This is a genomic window from Mucilaginibacter sp. GW821-FHT07G05 (assembly GCF_059418565.1).
In genome coordinates this window covers 582,905-603,121 of the sequence record NZ_JBWKQC010000003.1, presented here as the reverse complement: position 1 = coordinate 603,121, position 20,217 = coordinate 582,905, and the positions used below count along the sequence as shown (strand labels likewise).

19 protein-coding genes are annotated in these 20,217 nt (G+C 44.8%); 4 read left to right on the top strand and 15 right to left on the bottom strand.

Annotated elements, in window-relative coordinates:
• Window positions 1-10: 10 nt before the first annotated feature.
• The 11 genes from AC07NA_RS10745 to AC07NA_RS10695 form a co-directional block, all read right to left on the bottom strand.
• A complete protein-coding gene (locus AC07NA_RS10745) occupies window positions 11-4,567 on the bottom strand; it encodes a baseplate J/gp47 family protein (RefSeq protein WP_494897569.1) in 4,557 nt (1,518 codons plus the stop codon).
• Between the two features lie 78 nt (window positions 4,568-4,645).
• On the bottom strand, window positions 4,646-5,062 hold the full coding sequence (locus AC07NA_RS10740; protein ID WP_345210320.1) for a GPW/gp25 family protein: 417 nt from the start codon (window positions 5,060-5,062) through the stop codon (window positions 4,646-4,648).
• Between the two features lie 27 nt (window positions 5,063-5,089).
• A complete protein-coding gene (locus tag AC07NA_RS10735) occupies window positions 5,090-5,383 on the bottom strand; it encodes a PAAR domain-containing protein (protein ID WP_494897568.1) in 294 nt (97 codons plus the stop codon).
• A 44-nt stretch (window positions 5,384-5,427) separates the two neighbouring features.
• Complete coding sequence (vgrG, locus tag AC07NA_RS10730) at window positions 5,428-7,062, bottom strand: type VI secretion system tip protein VgrG (protein ID WP_494897567.1); 1,635 nt, start codon at window positions 7,060-7,062, stop codon at window positions 5,428-5,430.
• Between the two features lie 24 nt (window positions 7,063-7,086).
• Window positions 7,087-7,773 carry a CIS tube protein gene (locus AC07NA_RS10725; protein WP_494897566.1) on the bottom strand — a complete coding sequence of 229 codons (687 nt, stop codon included), beginning with the start codon at window positions 7,771-7,773 and terminating at the stop codon, window positions 7,087-7,089.
• On the bottom strand, window positions 7,773-7,931 hold the full coding sequence (locus tag AC07NA_RS10720) for a DUF5908 family protein (RefSeq protein ID WP_494897565.1): 159 nt from the start codon (window positions 7,929-7,931) through the stop codon (window positions 7,773-7,775). Before AC07NA_RS10720 ends, AC07NA_RS10725 begins: the two co-directional genes overlap by 1 nt.
• Window positions 7,932-7,936: 5 nt before the next feature.
• Complete coding sequence (locus AC07NA_RS10715; RefSeq protein ID WP_345210315.1) at window positions 7,937-8,404, bottom strand: phage tail protein; 468 nt, start codon at window positions 8,402-8,404, stop codon at window positions 7,937-7,939.
• Between the two features lie 3 nt (window positions 8,405-8,407).
• Window positions 8,408-8,845 carry a phage tail protein gene (locus AC07NA_RS10710; protein WP_494897564.1) on the bottom strand — a complete coding sequence of 146 codons (438 nt, stop codon included), beginning with the start codon at window positions 8,843-8,845 and terminating at the stop codon, window positions 8,408-8,410.
• 51 nt (window positions 8,846-8,896) lie between these two features.
• A complete protein-coding gene (locus AC07NA_RS10705) occupies window positions 8,897-10,342 on the bottom strand; it encodes a phage tail sheath family protein (protein ID WP_494897563.1) in 1,446 nt (481 codons plus the stop codon).
• 13 nt (window positions 10,343-10,355) lie between these two features.
• Window positions 10,356-11,540 carry a hypothetical protein gene (locus tag AC07NA_RS10700; RefSeq protein ID WP_494897562.1) on the bottom strand — a complete coding sequence of 395 codons (1,185 nt, stop codon included), beginning with the start codon at window positions 11,538-11,540 and terminating at the stop codon, window positions 10,356-10,358.
• Between the two features lie 8 nt (window positions 11,541-11,548).
• Entirely contained in the window at window positions 11,549-12,163 is a 615-nt protein-coding gene (locus AC07NA_RS10695; protein WP_494897561.1) for a Pvc16 family protein, read from the bottom strand.
• Between the two features lie 527 nt (window positions 12,164-12,690).
• On the opposite strand from AC07NA_RS10695, the gene AC07NA_RS10690 reads away from it, so the two are divergent.
• The 3 genes from AC07NA_RS10690 (at window position 12,691) to AC07NA_RS10680 (ending at window position 14,543) form a co-directional block, all read left to right on the top strand.
• A complete protein-coding gene (locus AC07NA_RS10690) occupies window positions 12,691-13,506 on the top strand; it encodes an N-acetylmuramoyl-L-alanine amidase (protein WP_494897560.1) in 816 nt (271 codons plus the stop codon).
• A 119-nt stretch (window positions 13,507-13,625) separates the two neighbouring features.
• Complete coding sequence (locus tag AC07NA_RS10685) at window positions 13,626-13,844, top strand: DUF4287 domain-containing protein (RefSeq protein ID WP_345210309.1); 219 nt, start codon at window positions 13,626-13,628, stop codon at window positions 13,842-13,844.
• Window positions 13,845-13,904: 60 nt separating this feature from the next.
• Window positions 13,905-14,543 (top strand): 4'-phosphopantetheinyl transferase family protein, encoded by a 639-nt coding sequence (locus AC07NA_RS10680; RefSeq protein ID WP_494897559.1) that lies wholly within the window; start codon window positions 13,905-13,907, stop codon window positions 14,541-14,543.
• A 426-nt stretch (window positions 14,544-14,969) separates the two neighbouring features.
• On the opposite strand, the gene AC07NA_RS10675 is transcribed toward AC07NA_RS10680, so the two are convergent.
• Entirely contained in the window at window positions 14,970-15,911 is a 942-nt protein-coding gene (locus tag AC07NA_RS10675; RefSeq protein ID WP_494897558.1) for a PorP/SprF family type IX secretion system membrane protein, read from the bottom strand.
• A 716-nt stretch (window positions 15,912-16,627) separates the two neighbouring features.
• Between AC07NA_RS10675 and AC07NA_RS10670 the strand changes: the two genes are divergently transcribed.
• A complete protein-coding gene (locus AC07NA_RS10670; protein ID WP_494897557.1) occupies window positions 16,628-17,044 on the top strand; it encodes a response regulator in 417 nt (138 codons plus the stop codon).
• A 31-nt stretch (window positions 17,045-17,075) separates the two neighbouring features.
• Here AC07NA_RS10670 and AC07NA_RS10665 read toward each other — a convergent pair whose 3' ends face one another.
• From AC07NA_RS10665 to AC07NA_RS10655, 3 genes are read right to left on the bottom strand one after another with little or no spacing between them, the layout of a single operon-like run.
• Window positions 17,076-18,173, bottom strand: coding sequence for an endonuclease/exonuclease/phosphatase family protein (locus AC07NA_RS10665; protein ID WP_494897556.1), 1,098 nt, complete (start codon window positions 18,171-18,173; stop codon window positions 17,076-17,078).
• A 6-nt stretch (window positions 18,174-18,179) separates the two neighbouring features.
• Complete coding sequence (locus AC07NA_RS10660; protein ID WP_494897555.1) at window positions 18,180-19,301, bottom strand: XrtY-associated glycosyltransferase XYAG1; 1,122 nt, start codon at window positions 19,299-19,301, stop codon at window positions 18,180-18,182.
• 56 nt (window positions 19,302-19,357) lie between these two features.
• Window positions 19,358-20,176, bottom strand: coding sequence for a glycosyltransferase family 2 protein (locus tag AC07NA_RS10655; protein WP_494897554.1), 819 nt, complete (start codon window positions 20,174-20,176; stop codon window positions 19,358-19,360).
• Window positions 20,177-20,217 lie beyond the last annotated feature (41 nt).

Here is a 20,217-nt window from a genome sequence, read left to right as displayed (position 1 = left end):
GTTTGGTTTCTCAGGGTTTGCCTGTGGTATCGTTATTGGTATCGGTGGTTTTGTCCGCGTCTGTTTTTTTGGCAGGCGCTTCCTTAGCCTTTTCGGTTTTCACTACCGGTGTTCTGGCTTTGGCCACCTTATCATCGGCAATGGTTTTTACCACTATCTTTTTGTTGTCGAGCAGCTTATCAACCGTTTTTACATCTTTCAGGATGTTGTCGCCTTTTACCACGTCAGTACCTTTTACAATGTCGGTTGGTTGCTTTACCACTTCAATTTTATCTTCCTTTACCTCGTTGACAGGTTCTATAATATCTTTTTTAGGTTTGGGTGATGGATTCCATGTGGGTTGTTCCGGATTCACTGTATCCTTTGGCGGCGTGGTATCTTTTGGCTCTTCTTTAGGTGCTTCGGGCGCGGGTTGCGCGGGCACTTCCCTTGCCTTACGTTTTTCGCAAGGAGTAAGCTGTACCGGTTTATCCTCAAAAGGCAAAATAATATGGTGCGGTGCCGATACCAGCAGCGATAACTGGGTAGATGGCTGCGCGATAACATCGCCAACAAAGTAGCCCTGCCCGTTCAGGAAATGCTCAATATCGTTACAGCCGGTTACCTGATCTAACGATTCGATAAAGCCTGTTTTGGTTACCTCGCCGGGTTTGGCTTTGGCCGATCCGCAGCATTCATCGCGGCAAACGCCCATCAAAAAGTCGGTTATAAAATCAACATAAGGGCGCTGCTCAATAAAGGTAATAATGGCCGAGGCATAGATCTTCTGCCCGAAATCGGCTTCTATCTTTTCGTCAAAGGCCCATGGGGTGAGGTATTCTACAATTTCCTGGTTTAGTTTTTTGAGGTGATAACCTTTATCAACCCCGCTTAAAAACTTCACCCTGAAAAACACCAGCACCTGCTCGTAAACCGGGTTTTTGGCATGCACCTTTACAAACGGCGAACTTACCGTTCTTAAATATTTAGCTATTTCAATTAAGGTTAACCTGCTGGTTTTAGGTTGCAGCGGATTGGCCGCGTTATTATTTTTAAGGTTAGGCACAGGCACCACCAGTACATGGCCCGATGCACGCACCGGTCCGCAGCAATCAGCTTGCGGAGCACCTGTGGTACTGTGGGTTGTTTTTTTACGGCAAAAGCAACGCGGATCTGTATTTGGGATACATTTTACCTTGAACACGCTCGGGAATTTATCCAGCACAAGGTGCTCATAATCCCATGCGGTAATGGCTCGGCCTTTATGCCTTAGCCTTTCGCTTACGCGGGTATAGTATTCTTTACCAACCTCCTTGTGTTTGCCATCAAACGAGGCGAATGGCTGCTGCACCTTACTCACTTGCGATACCGCTACCGACAATTTGCTGATAGAACCGGCAGGCAAAGCGTTATCATAATGCGCAGGGCTGTTACCCTGATCAAAAAACTCAGCTTCGGTGGCTTGCGCTATTACATCTATCAATTGCGGAATACGGTCGGCATTGGCAGTTACACTGGCGCAGAACCAGTACAGGCCATCGGTAATAATGGTGTGGCTATCATTGGCATCGGCTGGTATATCCAGCTTTACAATACCGGTGGTTTGAAAACCGTAGGTACTATCAGATACCAGGTTCTCCACATTCAAAGGCCGCCACTCGTTATAAGTAAGGTACGCCCAATTGATCGCCGGCGGTTCGTCATCTTCGTTAACGGCACTGCCGGGCGCAAATTCAAACAGTAATGATAATGTTTGCAGCGGCACCAGTTTCTCCAGCCCGATGAACAGCATCCCTTCTTCCTGTATGGTGCCCGAGTACTGGTTGTTTTTACCGGTGAGCCTGTCGTTGAGGCCGCTGGCATCGTACATCAGTTTGGCCAGTATCCTGTCGCCAATATTTTTACCCGGTGTGGCGGTGTTGGCATCGTACACCACCAGGTCACCCAATTTTTTACCGCCCTTTATCCCCGCATCCTGATAAGTTACATCGCTGTAATCGTCAACAGTATCTGATACCTCGGTTTTGTATATATTGGTTGGATTTACCCAGGTAAACTGCGGCAGCAGCAAGTTATTGGCGTTAACGATCAGCTTATCGATGATCGTGTCTTCAATTTTTCTTCGCCCTAATACGATCTTGTCCCCGGCTAATATGGCGTCTTTCTTGCTTGGTTTAACGGTGATGCCGGTTTCGACCGTGCCGAAAGGATAGATATGAAATACCTGATCAATACCCTGTTCAAGCGTTCTTAATACAGACAGATAACTTACCGATATTTCTTTTATTTGAAACTCTGGCGCACGGTTTAAGCGGTCTTGTATTTCGCCGCCTGTCCATACAAGGTTATCAATTTTCAGGAAGCCTTTATCGGCATTTATTTCAAGGCTATCGAAGTACTCTATCGGTTTCCGGGCCAGGCTTACTTCCTTAACTTCGCCATTATCGCCGTTAACAAATGTATATTCGTTTAAAATATTGATGGTAAGGGTTTCCTGCCTAAAGTCTGATCCATAACTGTTGCACAGGCGTTTCCAGGTTCTGTTATACAGTACGCTTACCCCATATTCATACCCCTCTGAAGAGGTCATTGCAAGCTGCGTGTTAGCAGTGCTTTGTGTTTTATTGATGTTTACCGATAAATAGCCCAGCGGTTTATTAAACACCTCATCGCTACCCACGTAAAACGACGAGCCTTGCACGGGTATGGCACTAAACGGATCGAACGGTTTGCCTGCGGGTAAAACACCGGCATCGGTTTGTATAATGAGGTTCTTTAAACCATCGAAATTGCCATTGTAGTTAGGCTGTTTTTCATCTCCCGGCAGCGGATTAATGGAGCCTACTTTTACTATCAAAGCCACATCGTTAACCCGTAATGTATTGTACACCGTAGCCGGGATATCAACCTCCGGACCGATCAAAAACTCCATTACCGGGTAGTTGGTTTTATAAGTATTCCCGGTGTGCACCTTCGCATCAAAACCCACAATACCGGCTTCGGCTATTGATATATACAGGTAGATGCCTTGTATCTTTTCATCTACAAAAAAACCGCTTTCGGTATAGGCCGGGTCAAATATGCCCTCGCCTATAGCCCTTGTAAAACTTTCTTTTTCGGTAGCATCGGTAATTTGCCTGTCAATGGTAAGCCAGCCTTTTTCGCCGCTCAACGCTATCTGCACATTGGCAAGCATATCCGGTTGTTTTAACAGTAGTTCGGATAGTGCAGGCATGCTGAAACCCACAAGCCTGTTACCGCCCTGCAACAGCAATTGCGGCGAGGCCAGCGCGAAACCTACGGTAGCTTCATTCCTGCTGTTCAGCTCAATTTGCGCGTTATTAATATAATCGCACATATTGGCCGGTGTTGGTTTGCTAAGGCTGTTGCCAAAGGTTGGCCATTTAGCGCCGGGTTCGGTAAACTTTTCGCCGTAGCCATCTTTTGAGTTGGCTACCGGTTTGGCATATATGATGCTTATGGTCTTTTGCTCTTCGGTAGCTTCAGCAGGTGTTTTCTCAATAAATATATTTTTAAGTTCCTTTACCTTAGCCTGGTTTATTACAAAGCCGTCTTCGGTTTTGTATACCTGCTCTTTGCCTGTGTTATCTTTACCGGCGCTGAGGGCTGTGCCTTTAGCCAAGTCATACTTCGCTACGTTTTTAGCCAGCTCAAACACCACGAATACCTTATCGGGCACGGCAGGTTTTTCTGCCAGGTGCAGCACATCGCGGTAGTAAAAATTCAGCATTTTATCGGTAAGGCCGTTCATTTGCTGCTGCGCCAAACTGAACAGTTTTATAAACGCGATGAACAAGGTCATGTAAGGCTGATGCGCTGGGTACTGCGTTAAAGCATACTCCACATAACTTGCCGATTGCTCTACAATATTGCTGATAGCGCCATAAAACGCATGGAAAATATCATCAACATACAGGGCGGCATTTAGTATGCGTTCTTCGGCGGTTAAGCCCTGGTATATTTCAAAATCAGGGTCGGCATCGTCATTCAATCCCCATAGGTTTTTGTTAGCAATGCGACCGTAATCAATATTCAAAACTGTTTTAGAATCAACTATAATAAAGCCTTCTTCATACGAGATAGCCTTTTTCAACTGCGACCGCAGCGATGAGTTGATGGCCAGATCCAAATCTTCAAACAGCGGGTTCTGCGGTAAGGCCACAGTGTACCAGTTATCAATTTTGGCGGCTATTTTAATTACCTCATCAAACAGGGCTGTAAACAATTCGGGGCTTGGTTCATCTTGCAACTGGTTGCTGATCGCGTCATAATCTGCCTTGATCTGCGCCAGGTTAACCTGCGCTATCGAAGCTGCTATTACTGCCATATCACGCTTAAAAAACTCGGCCCAGCTTACCTTTTCGGGCTTGGCACCATCGTCTGGCGCGGGGCTGTCGGGCATATCGTAAAACCTGATCTGCTCCGCGTAACCCGCGGCAAAGTTCAGCAGGTCTTCGGTACTTCTACCATCAATTGATACGTAAGCAGGGTCGAGCGCTTTCAGGTAGCGTTCTAACTGGCCCGAACCTTTAAGATTTATCTCGTTATGGCAATTACAGTTTTCCATTTCAGCATATATTTTGATGTTCCGGCCTATAAAACCGGTTTGGATAATGGTTTATTAATTGATCAGCATTGCCGATCATCAGGTAGCTATATTGGTGGCTTCTTTTATATAAAATGGATATACATAGTTATAGCGCGTATTGGTGGTTATAATTTTGTATTTCACGTTGATCTCCAGTATGCCTTCGTTTTGCAAGGCTGTTGAAGTAATTTCTTCTACAATAATGCGCGGCTCGTTATAAATAAGCGCGTCTTTCACTATCTTCTCTATCATGGCTATTGACGGGGTATCCATCTGATCGAAAACATGGGGCTGCAAATTGCAACCGAAGGTGGGCAGCATTACACGCTCGCCGTTGATGGTGGAGAGGATAATGCCTATACTGCTGTATACATCGGCCTCGTTCACCAGCATATCTACGGTAGTGTTATCCCTGCGGAAGGTTGGCGGAAAACTCCACCCTGTTCCTAAAAATGATCTGTCTGTAATTGCCATTGCTGTAGTATTTCTTTGTTTTTAAAATCAACCTCCAATTAATACGGTGGGGCACCCTGCCATTATGCTGCCGCCATGTGCCGTCATATCGCCCATACGCGCGGCAGGGCTTCCGCCAATAATTACCGTTGCCGACCCCTTGGTGATGCTATCGGGCGGACCGGCACAGGTACACATGTTGCCCACCATTGCGGCCGGCGAACCGCCGATAAGCACCGTTGGCGCGCCGGGCGGTAAAATTGGGCCGCCGGTATGCGGGCTGCCGTTGGGGTTAGCCATTGGGCATACATGGTTATCGCTTACGCGGGCTGCTGGTGGCATTTGCTTGTGTATTAATGTTGGTTATATAATTTCTTTTCAGGTGATCAGTTAATCATTACCTGCACGCCTTTGATGGTTACGTTACCACGGCCTGCCTGTATGGTAATACCACTGGCTTCCATTTTTATACTGTTCTGGTTCTCATCCGTCATGCTGAATGCTCCCGAACTATCATTCAGCACGATAGTTTTGTCGCCGCTCGGTGTTGTTACCGATAGCGTGAGGCGTTTGTTGGTATCGTCAAATACCAGCTTCACCCCTTCTTTGGTTACAAAGCCATATTGTTCGGCACCGGTATCAATTGGCAGCGGGGCTTCGTTGGTGCTGCTGCTGTGCAGGTAGCCCAAAATGATAGGCTCGCGCGGATCATCATTTAAAAAACCCAGCACTACTTCGTCTTTCTCCTGCGGCCTGAAGTATACGCCCCGTTTAGGCCCAGCATCCAGCGTGGCCACACGTGCCCAAATCCCTTCATCGCCCGATGCAATGGTGGGTACTTTTACTTTCACCCTGTACTGCCCGCCTTCGGGGTCTGTTACTTCTGCAACAGTGCCTATCAGCAAACCGTTAACGCCCGGCAATAAGCCCGACGCGGGTTTATCCATTACATTTTCGCTTTTATAAAACCAGTCTTCCTGCCAGCCAAATTGTACGTCGGTGAGCCATGTTCCGTCAAAAACATGCACTATACCGCTCACAAATACATCGCCGTTAAAGCGGTCGCCAACACCGGCCAGGGTGATGAGGGTACCGGGTTTTATAGCGGCATTGCCCTGCACACGCACACGGCCTACGTTTTTAGACAGGTGATTACGCAACGCATAAGCATCGGCCCAATTTTGTAACTGGGGTTGGGTAAGATGGCCGCTATGATTCAGCAATACTTCGGCACCCAGCACATCGCCCATGGCAGATGCCGGGATATTCCCGTTATCACTGAACGACGAATCGCCCGGATCAGATTGCTCCACCTGCTGCTGCGTATAATCCCATGATATACCCGATACGCTGGCCACATGCCTGCGGGCATCCATTTCGGCTTCCAGTTCAAACACATTCATGCCATAGGTGGCTGTTAATACCGATATACCTGTGGTAGTTGGTTTTTTCACCACCAGCTTACCATCATCGGTAAGTACCAGCATGCCATTGGCTTCGGCACGGGTAAGTATAAAATCCCAGTCGGTGGTATCAAATTGTACCAGTTGCGGGTGCGTTACCGTTGTACTTTCTATATCAGGCTGATAGGCAGCCGCTAATGTTTCGATGATCTCGCTGTCTGTTTTTTTACTGTAGTAGGCGCTTTTACGGGCAGCAGTTAATTTAATGGCCTCGTCTTTAGCCTCTATCATTAACAGCGAAGCTCCGTTTTGCCTTATTTTGATGGCATGTTTTATAATAATGCCCTTAAATACGGTTTCTACATTACTGTGGTAGCCCAATTGTACCTCAATCTGGTTGCCCGGCTTGTAGGTATCATCGGCGCTCAGGGTAAAATCGGCTTCGGATGCCGAGCCATCAATAAAAACAATTTTGGCATAAGCCACCTTGTTAAATGTTTTGTTTACCATTATCCGCGATAGCAAAACTTCATTGCTCAGCACCGTTCCGTTTATCAGAACCTTCTGGCTAACTACATCGGCTGCCGGCTGTGTGCCCGGTGGTAGACTATCTAACATATCTGTATCAGTTATTATTGATGATTATTTTTTTACCTCTATCGGCGGGAAAATGAGCGTGGAACCGGCCTTCAGCTTCCTGAAGTTTTTAAGCTTGTTTACCCTGGCCACCTGTAAGTAATAGCTTTGATCTTTATAGATCTGGTGGGTAAGCAGGGGCAGTATATCCCACTCCTTTACCTGTACCGAGTGTGTAAGATCGGGCGAGGACAACATGCTCAGGATACTGCCGTACGAATTTGGCGTACGCTCAACAAACGTGGCGCTTATTTTAGCCCTGATGGGCAGCCCCGTCATATCAAACATGGTATAGGTAACCGTTGACGAAGTGAGCGCGCAATTGCACAAGAACAAGCCATACTGTACCAGCAGGTAATGCGGCCGGTGCTTGGTGCCATCAACCGTAGTAGTTGCCGCCCTGAACAGCAGTATTTGCACCGTTACGGGTATCTTAACGCCATTGGTGTTCACGCCCGTTCCGTCAAGTATCAGCTCAAGCGTAAACTTGCGTGGCTGCACACCTAAAAACCCCGGATCGGCACCGGCCTGGCCGGGCGTTTTGCTCAGGCTCCATACTACATCCTCGGTAATGGCAATATTTTCCGGGTTAAACATAGCCAGGAAGGGTACCCCTAAAACGGGGATGCCATTTTCGTCGGTTTGCAGTATTTTGAGGTTGAAGGGCAATTTTGCCGCACTTTGAGTATCCATCAGCGTTCCTTTTTTTCTTTAATTATTTCCAATACCTTTTCTATGGCATCTAATTCGGCATCGTTGCCGCCTGCGGGTGTACTGGCCTGCGCGCCATTATTTGTGGGCGCGGGGTCAACTACTGTTCTTATAATGAGTTCGTTTATCTGTACCGGCATGGTTGCTACATTTTACGTTCAAAATACTGGTAGGCCAGTTCAATGGTTTCTACCACCACAGAGTTATCGGTCGCTTTAAAATCAGAGGTTGACCACTTGAGCGGGTAAGCCTGCACCACGTTCCACACGGCATAAGGTTCGCCCGCGTCGTTCAGCAGGGTGATCATCAGGTCGGCAGGTTTAAAATCATAAACAGGTACAAAAAAGTAAGTGTTCATGGCCGATTTAAACCAATCCAGCAAAGCTGTACCCTTTAATAAACCCCGTTTAAGCACCAGGTTAGGGTATTTTGCCCGTTTCGGGAACTTATATACAAACCTGTTTTCGCCGCCTTCGCGTACCTCTTCTGTTTCAATCTCTACCGATAGGCCGCTTACTTCCTGAAAGCGCTGCTCGGTATCGCTATCGGCACCACTTACCCCAATAAATTCAACCTTAAAGTAAAAGCTTGCCGGTGGGTAGTAGGTTGCCATTGCTTACGCGGTTTTTAGGGTGATGCCTTCGTGTACCAGCTCAATTGATTCGATAGCGGTTTCGTTACCGGTGGCCTTTAAACCCGGGCCCTCAATTTTTACCGGCCATGCCTGGGCTATGCTCCATACAAAAACAGGGTTGTTCTCGTCGTTAAGCAGGGTGATGGTAATATCGCGGCGCTCAACACCAGGGTTACCTTTGTTGTTCAACCAATCGTAAAACTCGTTATTGGCGGTTAGCATCCCTCTTTTGAGGGTGATGTTGCCTGCCTTTTTAAGACCCGGACTTTTCAGCGGCAGCGTGGTTGACGACATGAGGCCGTCCCTGTATTCAATTGCCTGAACTTCCTGCGAAAGTCCGCTTACTTCTGAAAAACCTATAGGTGCCCCGCCGCCCAATGAAACACTGAAATGGAAGACCGGTAATGGATAATTTGCCATTGTTGTAGTTTTTTATGTTTACAATATTTTTAATACGATTATTTAGGTTGATTACGAGGTTTGCAGCATTTGCTCAAACTTCAGCACGATGAACTCGGCCGGCCGCGCAACCGCCATACCTATCTCAATAATGAGGCGGCCTTCCAGTATATCAACGGATGTCATGGTACTGCCTATGCCTACGTTCACAAAGTAAGCTTGCTCGGGCTTAGCGCCTGCAAGGGCACCATCGCGCCATTTGGTGAACAGGTAATTTTCTATCATGGCCTGCACCTTAACCCATGTTGACGAGGTATTAGGCTCGAAAACGAACATGGCAGTTGAGTTTTTGATAGATTGCTCAACTGTGATAAAGAAGCGGCGTACGTTGATGTATTTCCACTCGTTATCGTTACCGTTAAGTGTACGGGCACCCATTACCAGCGTGCCGAAGCCCGGTGAGTTAAGGATAGCGTTTACTGATTTACCGGTTTGGTCGTTAATATTGAGCAGATCCTGATCGGCACGTGCTACTGATACAGTTGGCTTTACCACATCATTGATGGATACATTGGCAGGCGCTTTCCAAACCCCGCGAGAGGCATCAACCCGGCAATAAATACCGGCAACAGCTGCCGATGGCGGCAATACGATATGCTGGTTTTTATACTGGCCAAGTACGTAGTTGTATAATACCGACGATGTATTTTTCAGCGCCGAAAAAGTTTGTCCCTGCTTGTCATCCGCCGCGGCAGGTGCTGCACCGTTAACGGTATAATCGGTAATGGTAAGCGCGTCAAAATCAAACTCATAATTGTAAGTGGTTTCGAGGTGCGGATAGTATACCGCGCCGTATTGCCTTATCAGCGGATCGGCATTTACCGAATCAATGGTTCCGGCCACATCAGTACCTATCGAGCTGGTTGATTTTGGCACGGTTGATAGGCGGGTATCCAGTATAGCGAAACGGTCTTTAAGGTTTGCTGCCTGGCCTATCAGGGCCTGGTTAAGCGAGTTAAATTCACTTTCGCTGGTGTACACGGCTTCAGGGCTTAACAAGAGGGTCGGGCCATCCTGTGCGCCTGCAATGGTGATACCTGCTTCAAGGTCATCAGCATCAACAGTACCGGTATACAAAGCCACCGATACAATATAACAGCGGCTGCCGCCATTGGCAAAGTAATGTTTTACAGCATGGTACAAGTTGTGCTTGCCCATGGCATCCTTATTAGGGGTAATCACCGCGCTGTAACCGGTTGTTTTGGTACCTGTTCTTTTTTCGTCAACAACTATGCTGATATTGGCCGCAGCCTGTACAAACGGACCGCCAAAGTATTGCACGTAATCGGCCATACTGTTAATGGGGGTTGGTACCTTCAAAAGATCGTTCGCGGCCAGGTTGGTAGCTATTTTGGTATAGCCAATAAAAACCGGTACGGCAGATTCTACTTCTGCAATTGAAGGCGGTAAGGTGGATACTTCCTCTACATATACACCGGGTGATCTGTAATTTGCCATTGTTTATTGTTTTTTAAAGTGTTATGAATACATCTGAATAAATAGTGGGGAGGCTGCCCTCATCGATACTACCCATTGAGGGATAAGGCAGGCTGGATTTTATAATGGTTTCTTTTGGTGTTTTAACATATTTCGACAGCGAGATGATGAGGTCCTTAGCCACATTGGTTGATAGGGCGTAACGCTCTTGCAGGGCAATGTTTTTGGTGGATACGAACACGAAATTGCTATCGGTATTACTGGCCAGTTTAAACTTAATGGCGGTATCATTGGTAGCCACGGTAAGCTGTTTTATAAAGTCGGCCTTTTGCACGGCTGTAAGCTTGGCCATTTCAATATAAAGCGGACTGGTGGGCTGCAATTGAATATTATAGCGCCACGTAGTTTGCCTGTTTTTAAATAAAACCGTATATTTAGGTCGCTTTACGGTTAAGGACAGATCGGGCTCAACAACCCGGTAATTTGCCGACAGCAGCTTTGACAACGAAAGCTCAATAACCCCAAACATTGGCTGATCGGCCATGTTGCCCAAATAGTAAAATTCATCGCTTACTACATTGCTGATAAGCAACTGGCAGCAGCCCGATGGCAATGCCGACAGATCAACATATATTTCAGATTTGCCATTTTGCGAGGTAACCAGTTTGGCGTTCACCTTTGCCCCGGTTAAAAGGTGTTTTACCTTAACGGCAGCCGTAGTGGTAACGCCCGCAAAATGGAAGTTATAGTTTTTTGATACCTTTTTGAGCTGATCTGCAGCACCGTCAACCCCGGTAATATTTTTCGACAGGTGAAGGTCGTCGCGCAAAGCGGTTTTATCAGCTACCTGGTTGCCAAAGTAGTAGATCTTGTTAGCCTCTTTCGAGATTGGCAGTACGTTAAAATTGATCAGGTCGGGGTTTTTAAGCAGCATAACAAAAGTCAGTTTATCTGCAACCGTAACAGGGTAACCCAATAACTCGTTACCGCCCGGTGTTTTACCCTTTGTTTGCACCAGTACGGTAAAGCCACCACTGTTATCGGTATTTTTAAATACCATTTTTTTGGCCTTCATAAAGGCTAAGGTTTCGGGTGTTGGCACGATGTTGAAATCGAGTATCGGTGTGGCCTGGTATCCGCGGCATACCTTGTTGTTATAAAAAGGCTGCTTTACAGATAAGCTCAAGAGTTCGGTATATTTTATGGTGATGGTTGCCATGGCGATTATCAGTTTTCAACAAAGTTTAGTTCATTAATAGCTGCCACCTTTTCGTCGCTGCGGGTTTCAAATACGGTAAGCATTTTAACCCTGTACACCGCGCTCGGTATATATTTTGAGCTAAGCATGCCCCATAGGTTGTTTTGCTGTTCAAAAGTGAGGCTTACCAGTTTTACGCTCAAACGCTCAATAACCTGCCAGGCCTTATTAACCGGATCAACCACCGATTGATTCAAAGACGGATATTTTTGCGCATCAAACACGGTATGCGATTGAAAGAAAGCGATGATATTCGACAGGTCGCGCAGGGCGGTTGGGTAGTCGGAATTATTAGCTACCAGCAGCAGGTACAGGTCGAGCTCAACAGGCGGATTTAGCTGGATGAACTTTTTATCATCAGTAGGTACAAAATACGGTTGTTTGCCTTCCCTCCGCTCCTCTTCAATATTTACCAGCGATAGGGTAACATGCGTACTATCCCTAACATTGATATCGCCGTTAGGCAACACAATTGATTTAAGATCAACCACGTTGCCAATACTATAGTTGGCAGGATCCTGCTCCCGTTCAACTATGTAGGCTTCCAGTTCTTTTTTAATAAATTCAAGCGTAGTGCGAATCATATTTTTATCCTGTTAATAAAAATTATTACTCTTACGGTTAGTTAATTGGTTGTTGATAAATACCGGGCAATGCCATCGCCTAAGTATTTATACTATATCATATTGCGCTGCGGGCAATACCTTATTTTAGTTTTTCTTTCAGATCAGGGGGTAGATGTAACCTTCAAAAAAATGCTTTATCTTTCTAAACATTACGGTTGTAAAAGTAGATGCTAACACATTGTACAACAATCGTATATACACTATATTAAATAGGTGTTTTAACGGTATATTAGTAGTGATTTAACTCGTGTATTCTTGCCCGAAAAATCCAATTATTGTATAACAGGTGTTGAGATAAACCTGCCTGTACGCGCTTAAAACAAACTTTATACTTACTATTTATTTCGGCAGGGTGTTAACCCGGCCACGCATAACACATACGGATGGTATCACCCCGCGCAGCTTATTACAGGCCGGTGCATATTTTTCGGGGCTTTACGCCATCTGCTACAAAAAGAATTTGAACCTATAAATTATAATTTTTTATGAAAATCGTTAATCACTTATTGTTTGATGACAACGGAAACCAGGTTGCTTTCAAACCTACCCCTAACAAAAAAGGGCCTTACACCCCGCAGTATTTAGTAATACATTACACCGCCGCCACATCAGCATCGGGCGCTATTGATTGGTTAACCGATCCTGCGGCCAAGGCATCAGCTCATTTGGTTATTGCCCGCGATGGCAAGGTTACCCAGCTGGCGCCATTCAACATTGTTACCTGGCATGCCGGTAAAAGCACATGGAAAGGCCTCGTTGGCCTCAACCAATTTTCGATAGGGATTGAAATCGTAAACGCCGGTCGCCTGGTGAAAAAAGGTGCCAAATGGGTATGCCCCGTTGATGGTGCCGAAGTACCTGCCGACCAGGTTGTGGTTGCCGCCCACAAAAACGATGGTATTTCTGCCGGTTGGCAAACTTACACGCCACAGCAAATAGATGTAACGCAAAAAATTGCCGACCTGCTGGTTAAAACCTACGCGCTGAAAGATATTATAGGGCACGATGATATTTCGCCTATCCGTAAATCAGATCCTGGTCCGGCTTTTCCAATGACCAACTTTCGTGCCCATGCCTTTGGTACAAGTGCCGTGAACGCGCTAAAAACTTCGGCAACCGTGAATATCCGTGCCGGCGCGGGCGCAAGCTTTGCCACTCTTGCCAAACCGCTACCGCAAGGCACCGTAGTAAACGGCCTTACCACCAACGGCGACTGGACTAATGTAAAGATACCTGGCCTGTACGATGGCAAAACCGATCTGCAAGGCTGGATCAGCACTAAGTTTTTGGTAAAGAGCTAAAAAGGTATGCTACAGTACGGCAGGGTTTATAGCGCCGCCGTACTGTAGAAATATTAAGCGGGCTCGATTGCGAGGCAGAGATTGTTCTGTTATATTTATGCCGATAAAGCATTATATCTATGTCGTTTCAAGCTTATTTAGATAACATCAAGATCAAAACAGGTAAAGGCCCCGAAGATTTTAAGCAATTAGCTACCGAAAAGGGATTTTTAACCGGCAATCAAATTACACCCGGCGTTAAAGCTGGCACCATAACCGACTGGCTGAAACAGGATTTCGACCTGGGGCATGGCCATGCCATGGCTATTTACGCGCTGTTTAAAGGTAAAACAGCGTAATATACTTTATTATTGCTTTGCGTATATTCGGCACAACAGGGATATACAACACACGGGCAAATGGCTATTCAACTATTATATTGTTTTAATAACGAAGTGGATGGCCTTGTGGTAGATGAATATTTACAGCTACTGCCAGTCAGCATACATACCGAAATAACCCGGTACCGCAGCGTTAACGACCAACGGGTAAGGCTATTAGCCCGACTGATGATACACCACGCCCTAAAACGCGATAACGCGCTTCAGCTTTTTAATAAATGGGAAAGGGATAGTTTTAACAAGCCGCAGATAGCGGGTTGGAAGTATTTCAATATCTCGCACTCAAAAACCCTGGTTACAGTAGCTTTTGGCGATTCGCCGGTAGGGATTGACGTTGAAAAAATAAGAGAGATCAATATTGATGACCTGATCGGTCAGTTTCATCCCGAAGAAAGGGAATACATACAACAGTCGGGCGACCGCTTAACGACTTTTTATCAAATTTGGGCAAAAAAAGAAGCGCTGCTTAAAGCCACCGGCAAAGGTTTACTGGATGATCTAACAGCGTTCAGCTGTGTTGATGATACCCTGTTGTATAATGGCCAGCAATGGTTTTTACAGCGTATAGCTATTCACCCGGAGTATATGTGTTACGTGTGTAAGGCTTTGGAGGATGAAGAGGTGGTGGTTGAGGAATTTGCGTTAAGCAGATTTTGATCCTTTTGCGAGTGGCGCTTATGCTAAACTCGTAACTGCTATGAAAGCAAGCGGCCGGAGGCCGCGAAATAGTTGCCACTCGGCTGAAGCCGTAGCGGCTGTTGCTTTTTTTATTTTAAACAAAAGTACTGCCCTAACATACTCGAAAAAATGCGGCATCGTAAGGAACGGATAGCACAGTCCCTGCCCAAGCACAACCCAAACATAGTTCCTTGCGCAGCCGCGACTTTTCTTTTTTGGTACTTTTTTCTTTTGAGAGAAAAGAAAAAAGCACATCCACTAACGTTCAATTACAGCACAATCATTCCTAACGAAGAACTGATAAAATACTTCCGTTTAAATCCGTTAAGCTGAAAGCTTACACCATGCTGTGTCACGAGTTACGCTATGCTAAACTCGCGACAGCGATGACTGTTGTTTTCCCCTTTACAAAACCCCACCACTCTCTTTAGCAGTACTCCCAAATCGAAAACCCAACATAATTTCGTGAATGCCGTTACCAAAACCTGCTATGCGGCTGGTGCCTACCTGGTAACTATAGCCAATTTGTACCGCGTTAACATTGAAAGATAATATCCCCGCTATTGAACCCCGGGTATTATAATTAGCGCCTACACCGAATACTTCCTTGGTGTAAAGTATGGCGGATATATCGGCTTCTACCGGTATAGATGGGGTATAATTAACGAGTGTGGCAGGTTTGAGTTTAATATCGTCGGACAGGTCGAACACATAAGCTCCCGTCAGGTAATAACTGTTACGAAAATTGGCATCCGTTTGCTGTGAGCCCGTACCTAAGCTGCGGATAGTTAAGCGCGGTAGCGATAGGCCGAGATAAAATTTATCCGAATAATACATCACCCCAAAACCAATATTGGGCTTGTTATCATCTATATTATTGCGGAAGTTAGGATCGGATCCGGTAGGGTCGAGCGAAGTGTAGTTGGCACGATAAAAACGGTAACCCGCGTTAATAGATACCCCTAAATGTTGCGTACCTGCCAATTGTATCGATTTGGCGAAGAATGCGTTCAGTTCCGTAAGCCGCTCAATGGCTACCTGGTCGTTTTGTATCATTAAACCGGCCGTTGCCCCTATTGAGCTTAGTGGCAAGTATCCATTTACCATAACCGTGGTAGGCGCGCCTTCAATACCTGTAAACTGCTTACGCAGCAATGAATTAACCGCGCCATTATCGCCGTGTACCAAGGAGTATGCCGGGTTAAAAGGCACCAGATTATTAGAATACTGGTTAAAATTTTTAAACTGCTGCGCTCGGGTGCCGACCGATAAAACCAGCAGGCTCAGCAACAAACTAACGGCGACGTATAAGCGGCTACTTGTTTTATAACTAATGTATCTTTTCATGTTCTGTTATTGTAATACTGCTATTCCGGCATTTTAATCTTCGGCCGGAAGATCTTCTCATTGTGAAAAGCGGTTTAACAATTGAACAGGCGGTGTTATTATTGTGAAAAGCAGATTCAAACATTTGCAGTGCCCGAAGCAAACATCCTGAAGTGGTTATATTGAAGCTATACTTCGCAGGCTTTTACGCATTCAAAATAAAATAGTTTCCTTACAGGGTGGCAAAGTGTGGTACAGCAGGTGAGCAAAGTGTGATAACTTTTCGGAAACGCAATATTTAAAGCATTAAAAAACAAAAAATTAACAAATAACAAGTAGATGTTCAACCACACTTTTTCTCATAATAATGTAGGCATATTGTATAATATTAGTTAAAAGTGCATCGGTATATTTGATATGAGTTTTTTTCAAAATCGTTATTAGTTATGATTTTTAAACAAGTCCTTTGTCACGAAAGGGCTTGTTTGTTTTATCACAATATTTTGCCTTTATTTTAAGCGCCATTAGCTGCTGAATATAAGGTAACAGGCGCTAAAGTTGTAACCTTGTGCCGTGCATGCATGTTAAGTAACCGTAAAAAAATGGGCCGAAAGCAGGTTAAATAATATGCACCGATAATATTTGAAGTCACCAATTAAATTTAGCTTTATGAAATATGCTGCGGCAGGTTTTCGTGGCAGATAAAGAAGTTTTAATTATAAGTTTTTATTGAAAATATGGGTGGGAATGATTTATATGTTAACATTTTCTGTATAGACGACAATCAACTGAACCATTATATATTTGAAAAGTTTGCCCACAAATTAATGGTAAACGCGCAGATCACCAATTTTTTAGATTGCAGAGATGCATTAACTAAACTTTACAGCATTAACAATTTAAAGGATTTACCCGACTATATTTTTTTGGATATCAACATGCCCATTATGAGTGGTTGGGACTTTTTAGATGAGCTTAACAACCTGCATATCGCCACCTGGAATAAAATAGCAATTTACATTGTAAGCTCATCAACCTTTGCGCACGATAAGGAAAAATCACTGCAATATTCTATTGTAAGGGAGTTTATATCGAAACCCCTGCAACAGGAAAAATTAAAAGAAATATTTAATATTGATCAGCCATTTGGCTAAATGGCCGCAAGAGAAGAGAAGCAGATCCGGCTTATTTGAGTTGCAGATCGCTGTATACGGGGTAATGGTCAGAAATTCTTTCGGGAGTGATACGGTAACTTAGCACATTAAAATGCGGGCTTGCCAAAATATAGTCTATTTGAAAAGCCGCGAAACCACCGTTGAAAGTTTTGCCTAATCCCCGGCCTTTATGTTTAAAGGTATTTTGCATACCCGAGGCCATTTGGTTAAAGGTATAAGAATTGGGCGTATCGTTAAAATCGCCCAAAAACACATAAGGATACGGGCAGCGGGCAGCATGGTTACGGATAATATCAACCTGCATACTGCGCAAAATAAAACCACGCTTTAGCTTTTGCATTATTTTTAAAGAACCCGCCCTTCTTTGCGCATTAAAATTCTTTAACAGGTAATAATCATAATAATCCAACTCGATGGATTGCAGGTGAAAATCGTAAACACGTATTACTCGGTTTTTATATTTCACATCAATAAAGATGCACTGGTTCTCATTTTTAAGTTTAGATAGCCTGACTACCCCTTTGTTAACTATCGGGTATTTTGAAAAAATAGCAAGACCCGTTGAGTCGTTCGGAGTGGTTATAAATGGCTCAAAATAATATTGATCAGTACCTAATGTTTTCTTTAGAGAATCGCATATCCTAAAAACAGCTACTCGTGAATTAAATTCTTCCATGCCGATAATATCCGGCTGTAGTTCATTAATCAAATGCAATATACGCCTGTGTGCCTGCTCTCCTTTAGGGAGCTCATCAATCGGGTTAAAATTACGCACATTATAAGTCATCAACCTTATGTGCTCACTTTTGGGGTTAGGCTCCGCAAAAAAATGCAGACCAATGATATTCAGTAAAATACCCAGCCCCAATAATATACTTACGCCTGAAACCAGCGAATAACGCCATTTCAACCGTAGCATCCAGTAAACTACAAAAACAAGGTTTACTGCCACCAGCACCGGGTAGCCAAGGCCCAATATCGCCAAAGGCCAAAACACCTGCGGACTGATAACTGCCGACAGGTAACTAACCAGCAGCACAGCGGCAGCCAGCCAGTTAGCGTAAAACAGCAGCTTTTCGGCCTTAAGTAAAATTGTTCTGAAACTCACGTATCTCTATTTCTTGTACTCGGCAACGTACTGGTCAATAAGTACCTTTTCGCAAAAAGTTTCTTCTATGGTATCCCTGCCTATGTTACGTATCAGCGTGCGTTTGGCTGTATCCAGATATGCCGCTTTCAGTTGCGCGACAATGCTGTCCACATCAAGGGTACATGTCCAGCCCATATCTTTTTCCTTTACAAAATCGGCCAGGCCAACATCTTCAGATATTAAAACCGGGGTACCCATGTGCAGCGATTCTACAACCACGTTGGCAAAATTCTCATTCAATGAGGTTAACACAAACAGATCAGAGCGGTTCAATTCTTTAAACTTCTCCTCGCGGTTCACCCAGCCCAGCCATTCTACCTTATCTTCAATATTTAATTCGGCAGTCAGCTTTTTCAGTTCGGCCATATAGTCGTCATCCCCGCTGCCGGCTATTTTAAGCTTCACCTTAAAATCAAGCTTAGCTATCGCCCTGAACAAATTTTCAAGTCCTTTTTTAGGGTGCACCCTCGACAGGAAGATCAGCATAAAGGTATCGTTTACCCATTCTGTAATAGGCGCATCGGGCAGGGTGATAATATTGGGCAGCACAAAGCCTTCCCAGCCGGGTATAATTTCGCGGCACTCTACGTATTCAGATGCCGCGGTGGCATGCAAAACACACCTCTTTAAAATACCGCGACCAATAAAATTATGTATAGCCTTTTTAAATATGCTTTTACCCGACGAAAATATGTAAGGACTAAGCATCCCTCTTGGGGCAACAATTACTTTGGCTTTGCTTTTAAGCGCTATACGTGCGGCCATTACCACCAAAACATTCCACCAGGAATGTACATGTATCACATCATAATTACCGGCTGTTTTTTTCAGGTGCGACCATAGATCGGGGCTTACATGGGTAGGGTCGCCGGTTATACGTTTAAAATAAATAACATTAACGCCGTCCACATCAACAGCAACACCGGGTACCACATCAAGTTCTTTATCGCCGTTGGCTGTGGTTGCAAATACATCTACACTGTGCCCGGCTGCGGCAAGGCCTTCGCACAGGCGCGATACTGATTCTGTTGGACCACCATACCCGTAAGCAGGTTTATACGCGGGTATAATGTGTAATATTTTCATAAGGTGTATTAGGAGTGATTATTATAAATATAGAAGCGCTGCATTTCGGAGCGAAATTATTGATTTTGCAGCACCTTTTTAGGCTGTTCTTCTACCAGTTTTGATAGTTTTTCGTCCTCAATTAAGCGTAGCGCCAGTATTATTTCAACCATGGTTCTTTGCAGGGTATAGTGCCAGCCTACCCAGCCGTTAAAAATTAAGCGCTTAACAAACAGGCAATGGAAGAACACCAGGAAAGGAGCCAGTACCTTTGTTTTACGCAGTTTAGCGCTCAATGGCAATTTCTCGGTTGTTGGGGCTATCAATTTTTTGCTCTCTTTAATGGCATAACCATCCTGGTTTGATAACCAGCGAGACAGCGACTTACGGTCGTCATGCAAAATATAAGACTTATAATTGCCCGATTCGCCGTTGATAGCCAAACGTTGAGTATGGCCGTCATCAAAATAGTTACACTTGGCCAAATCAAATAAAACCGGTCGTGGCGTGGTGTTATCCCCATAAAGTTTTTGCCCGAAAACCAAAAATTTAAAAGTGGTTAGGTAAGCTACATATTTAGGGGCGGCGATAATGCTTTTTGTTTCGGCGATAAATTCGTCGGTTAAAACATAATCAGCATCAAGCGTAAGCGCCCATTTGCTTTTCAATAGTGAAAGGCCGTAGTTCCACTGGTTGCCATGCGTATCAAAGCCACGTTGGTAAACCTCAACGTTAGGATACGAAGCCGCAATTTCTAAGGTAGTATCGGTACTGTAGCTATCTAATATAACAACCCGTTCAAGCCAGGTTAATTTATCCAGAACGCGGGCTAAGTTAGGCTCTTCGTTCTTGGTTAAAATTAATGCGGTTAAAGAGGTGGATGCCGTTAATTCCATAAGTAAGTTTTATTGCTTTATATTCTGTTTTCTTTTAATCT

Coding starts and splice junctions, on each gene's coding strand:
- AC07NA_RS10695 (WP_494897561.1), bottom strand. CDS start 12,163: ATGATTCGCACTACGCTTGAATTTATTAAAAAAGAACTGGAAGCCTAC.
- AC07NA_RS10655 (WP_494897554.1), bottom strand. CDS start 20,176: ATGGAATTAACGGCATCCACCTCTTTAACCGCATTAATTTTAACCAAG.
- AC07NA_RS10700 (WP_494897562.1), bottom strand. CDS start 11,540: ATGGCAACCATCACCATAAAATATACCGAACTCTTGAGCTTATCTGTA.
- AC07NA_RS10720 (WP_494897565.1), bottom strand. CDS start 7,931: ATGCCGGTACAGATAAACGAACTCATTATAAGAACAGTAGTTGACCCC.
- vgrG (WP_494897567.1), bottom strand. CDS start 7,062: ATGTTAGATAGTCTACCACCGGGCACACAGCCGGCAGCCGATGTAGTT.
- AC07NA_RS10690 (WP_494897560.1), top strand. CDS start 12,691: ATGAAAATCGTTAATCACTTATTGTTTGATGACAACGGAAACCAGGTT.
- AC07NA_RS10740 (WP_345210320.1), bottom strand. CDS start 5,062: ATGGCAATTACAGACAGATCATTTTTAGGAACAGGGTGGAGTTTTCCG.
- AC07NA_RS10745 (WP_494897569.1), bottom strand. CDS start 4,567: ATGGAAAACTGTAATTGCCATAACGAGATAAATCTTAAAGGTTCGGGC.
- AC07NA_RS10675 (WP_494897558.1), bottom strand. CDS start 15,911: ATGAAAAGATACATTAGTTATAAAACAAGTAGCCGCTTATACGTCGCC.
- AC07NA_RS10680 (WP_494897559.1), top strand. CDS start 13,905: ATGGCTATTCAACTATTATATTGTTTTAATAACGAAGTGGATGGCCTT.
- AC07NA_RS10715 (WP_345210315.1), bottom strand. CDS start 8,404: ATGGCAACCTACTACCCACCGGCAAGCTTTTACTTTAAGGTTGAATTT.
- AC07NA_RS10670 (WP_494897557.1), top strand. CDS start 16,628: ATGGGTGGGAATGATTTATATGTTAACATTTTCTGTATAGACGACAAT.
- AC07NA_RS10705 (WP_494897563.1), bottom strand. CDS start 10,342: ATGGCAAATTACAGATCACCCGGTGTATATGTAGAGGAAGTATCCACC.
- AC07NA_RS10710 (WP_494897564.1), bottom strand. CDS start 8,845: ATGGCAAATTATCCATTACCGGTCTTCCATTTCAGTGTTTCATTGGGC.
- AC07NA_RS10660 (WP_494897555.1), bottom strand. CDS start 19,301: ATGAAAATATTACACATTATACCCGCGTATAAACCTGCTTACGGGTAT.
- AC07NA_RS10735 (WP_494897568.1), bottom strand. CDS start 5,383: ATGCCACCAGCAGCCCGCGTAAGCGATAACCATGTATGCCCAATGGCT.
- AC07NA_RS10685 (WP_345210309.1), top strand. CDS start 13,626: ATGTCGTTTCAAGCTTATTTAGATAACATCAAGATCAAAACAGGTAAA.
- AC07NA_RS10725 (WP_494897566.1), bottom strand. CDS start 7,773: ATGGATACTCAAAGTGCGGCAAAATTGCCCTTCAACCTCAAAATACTG.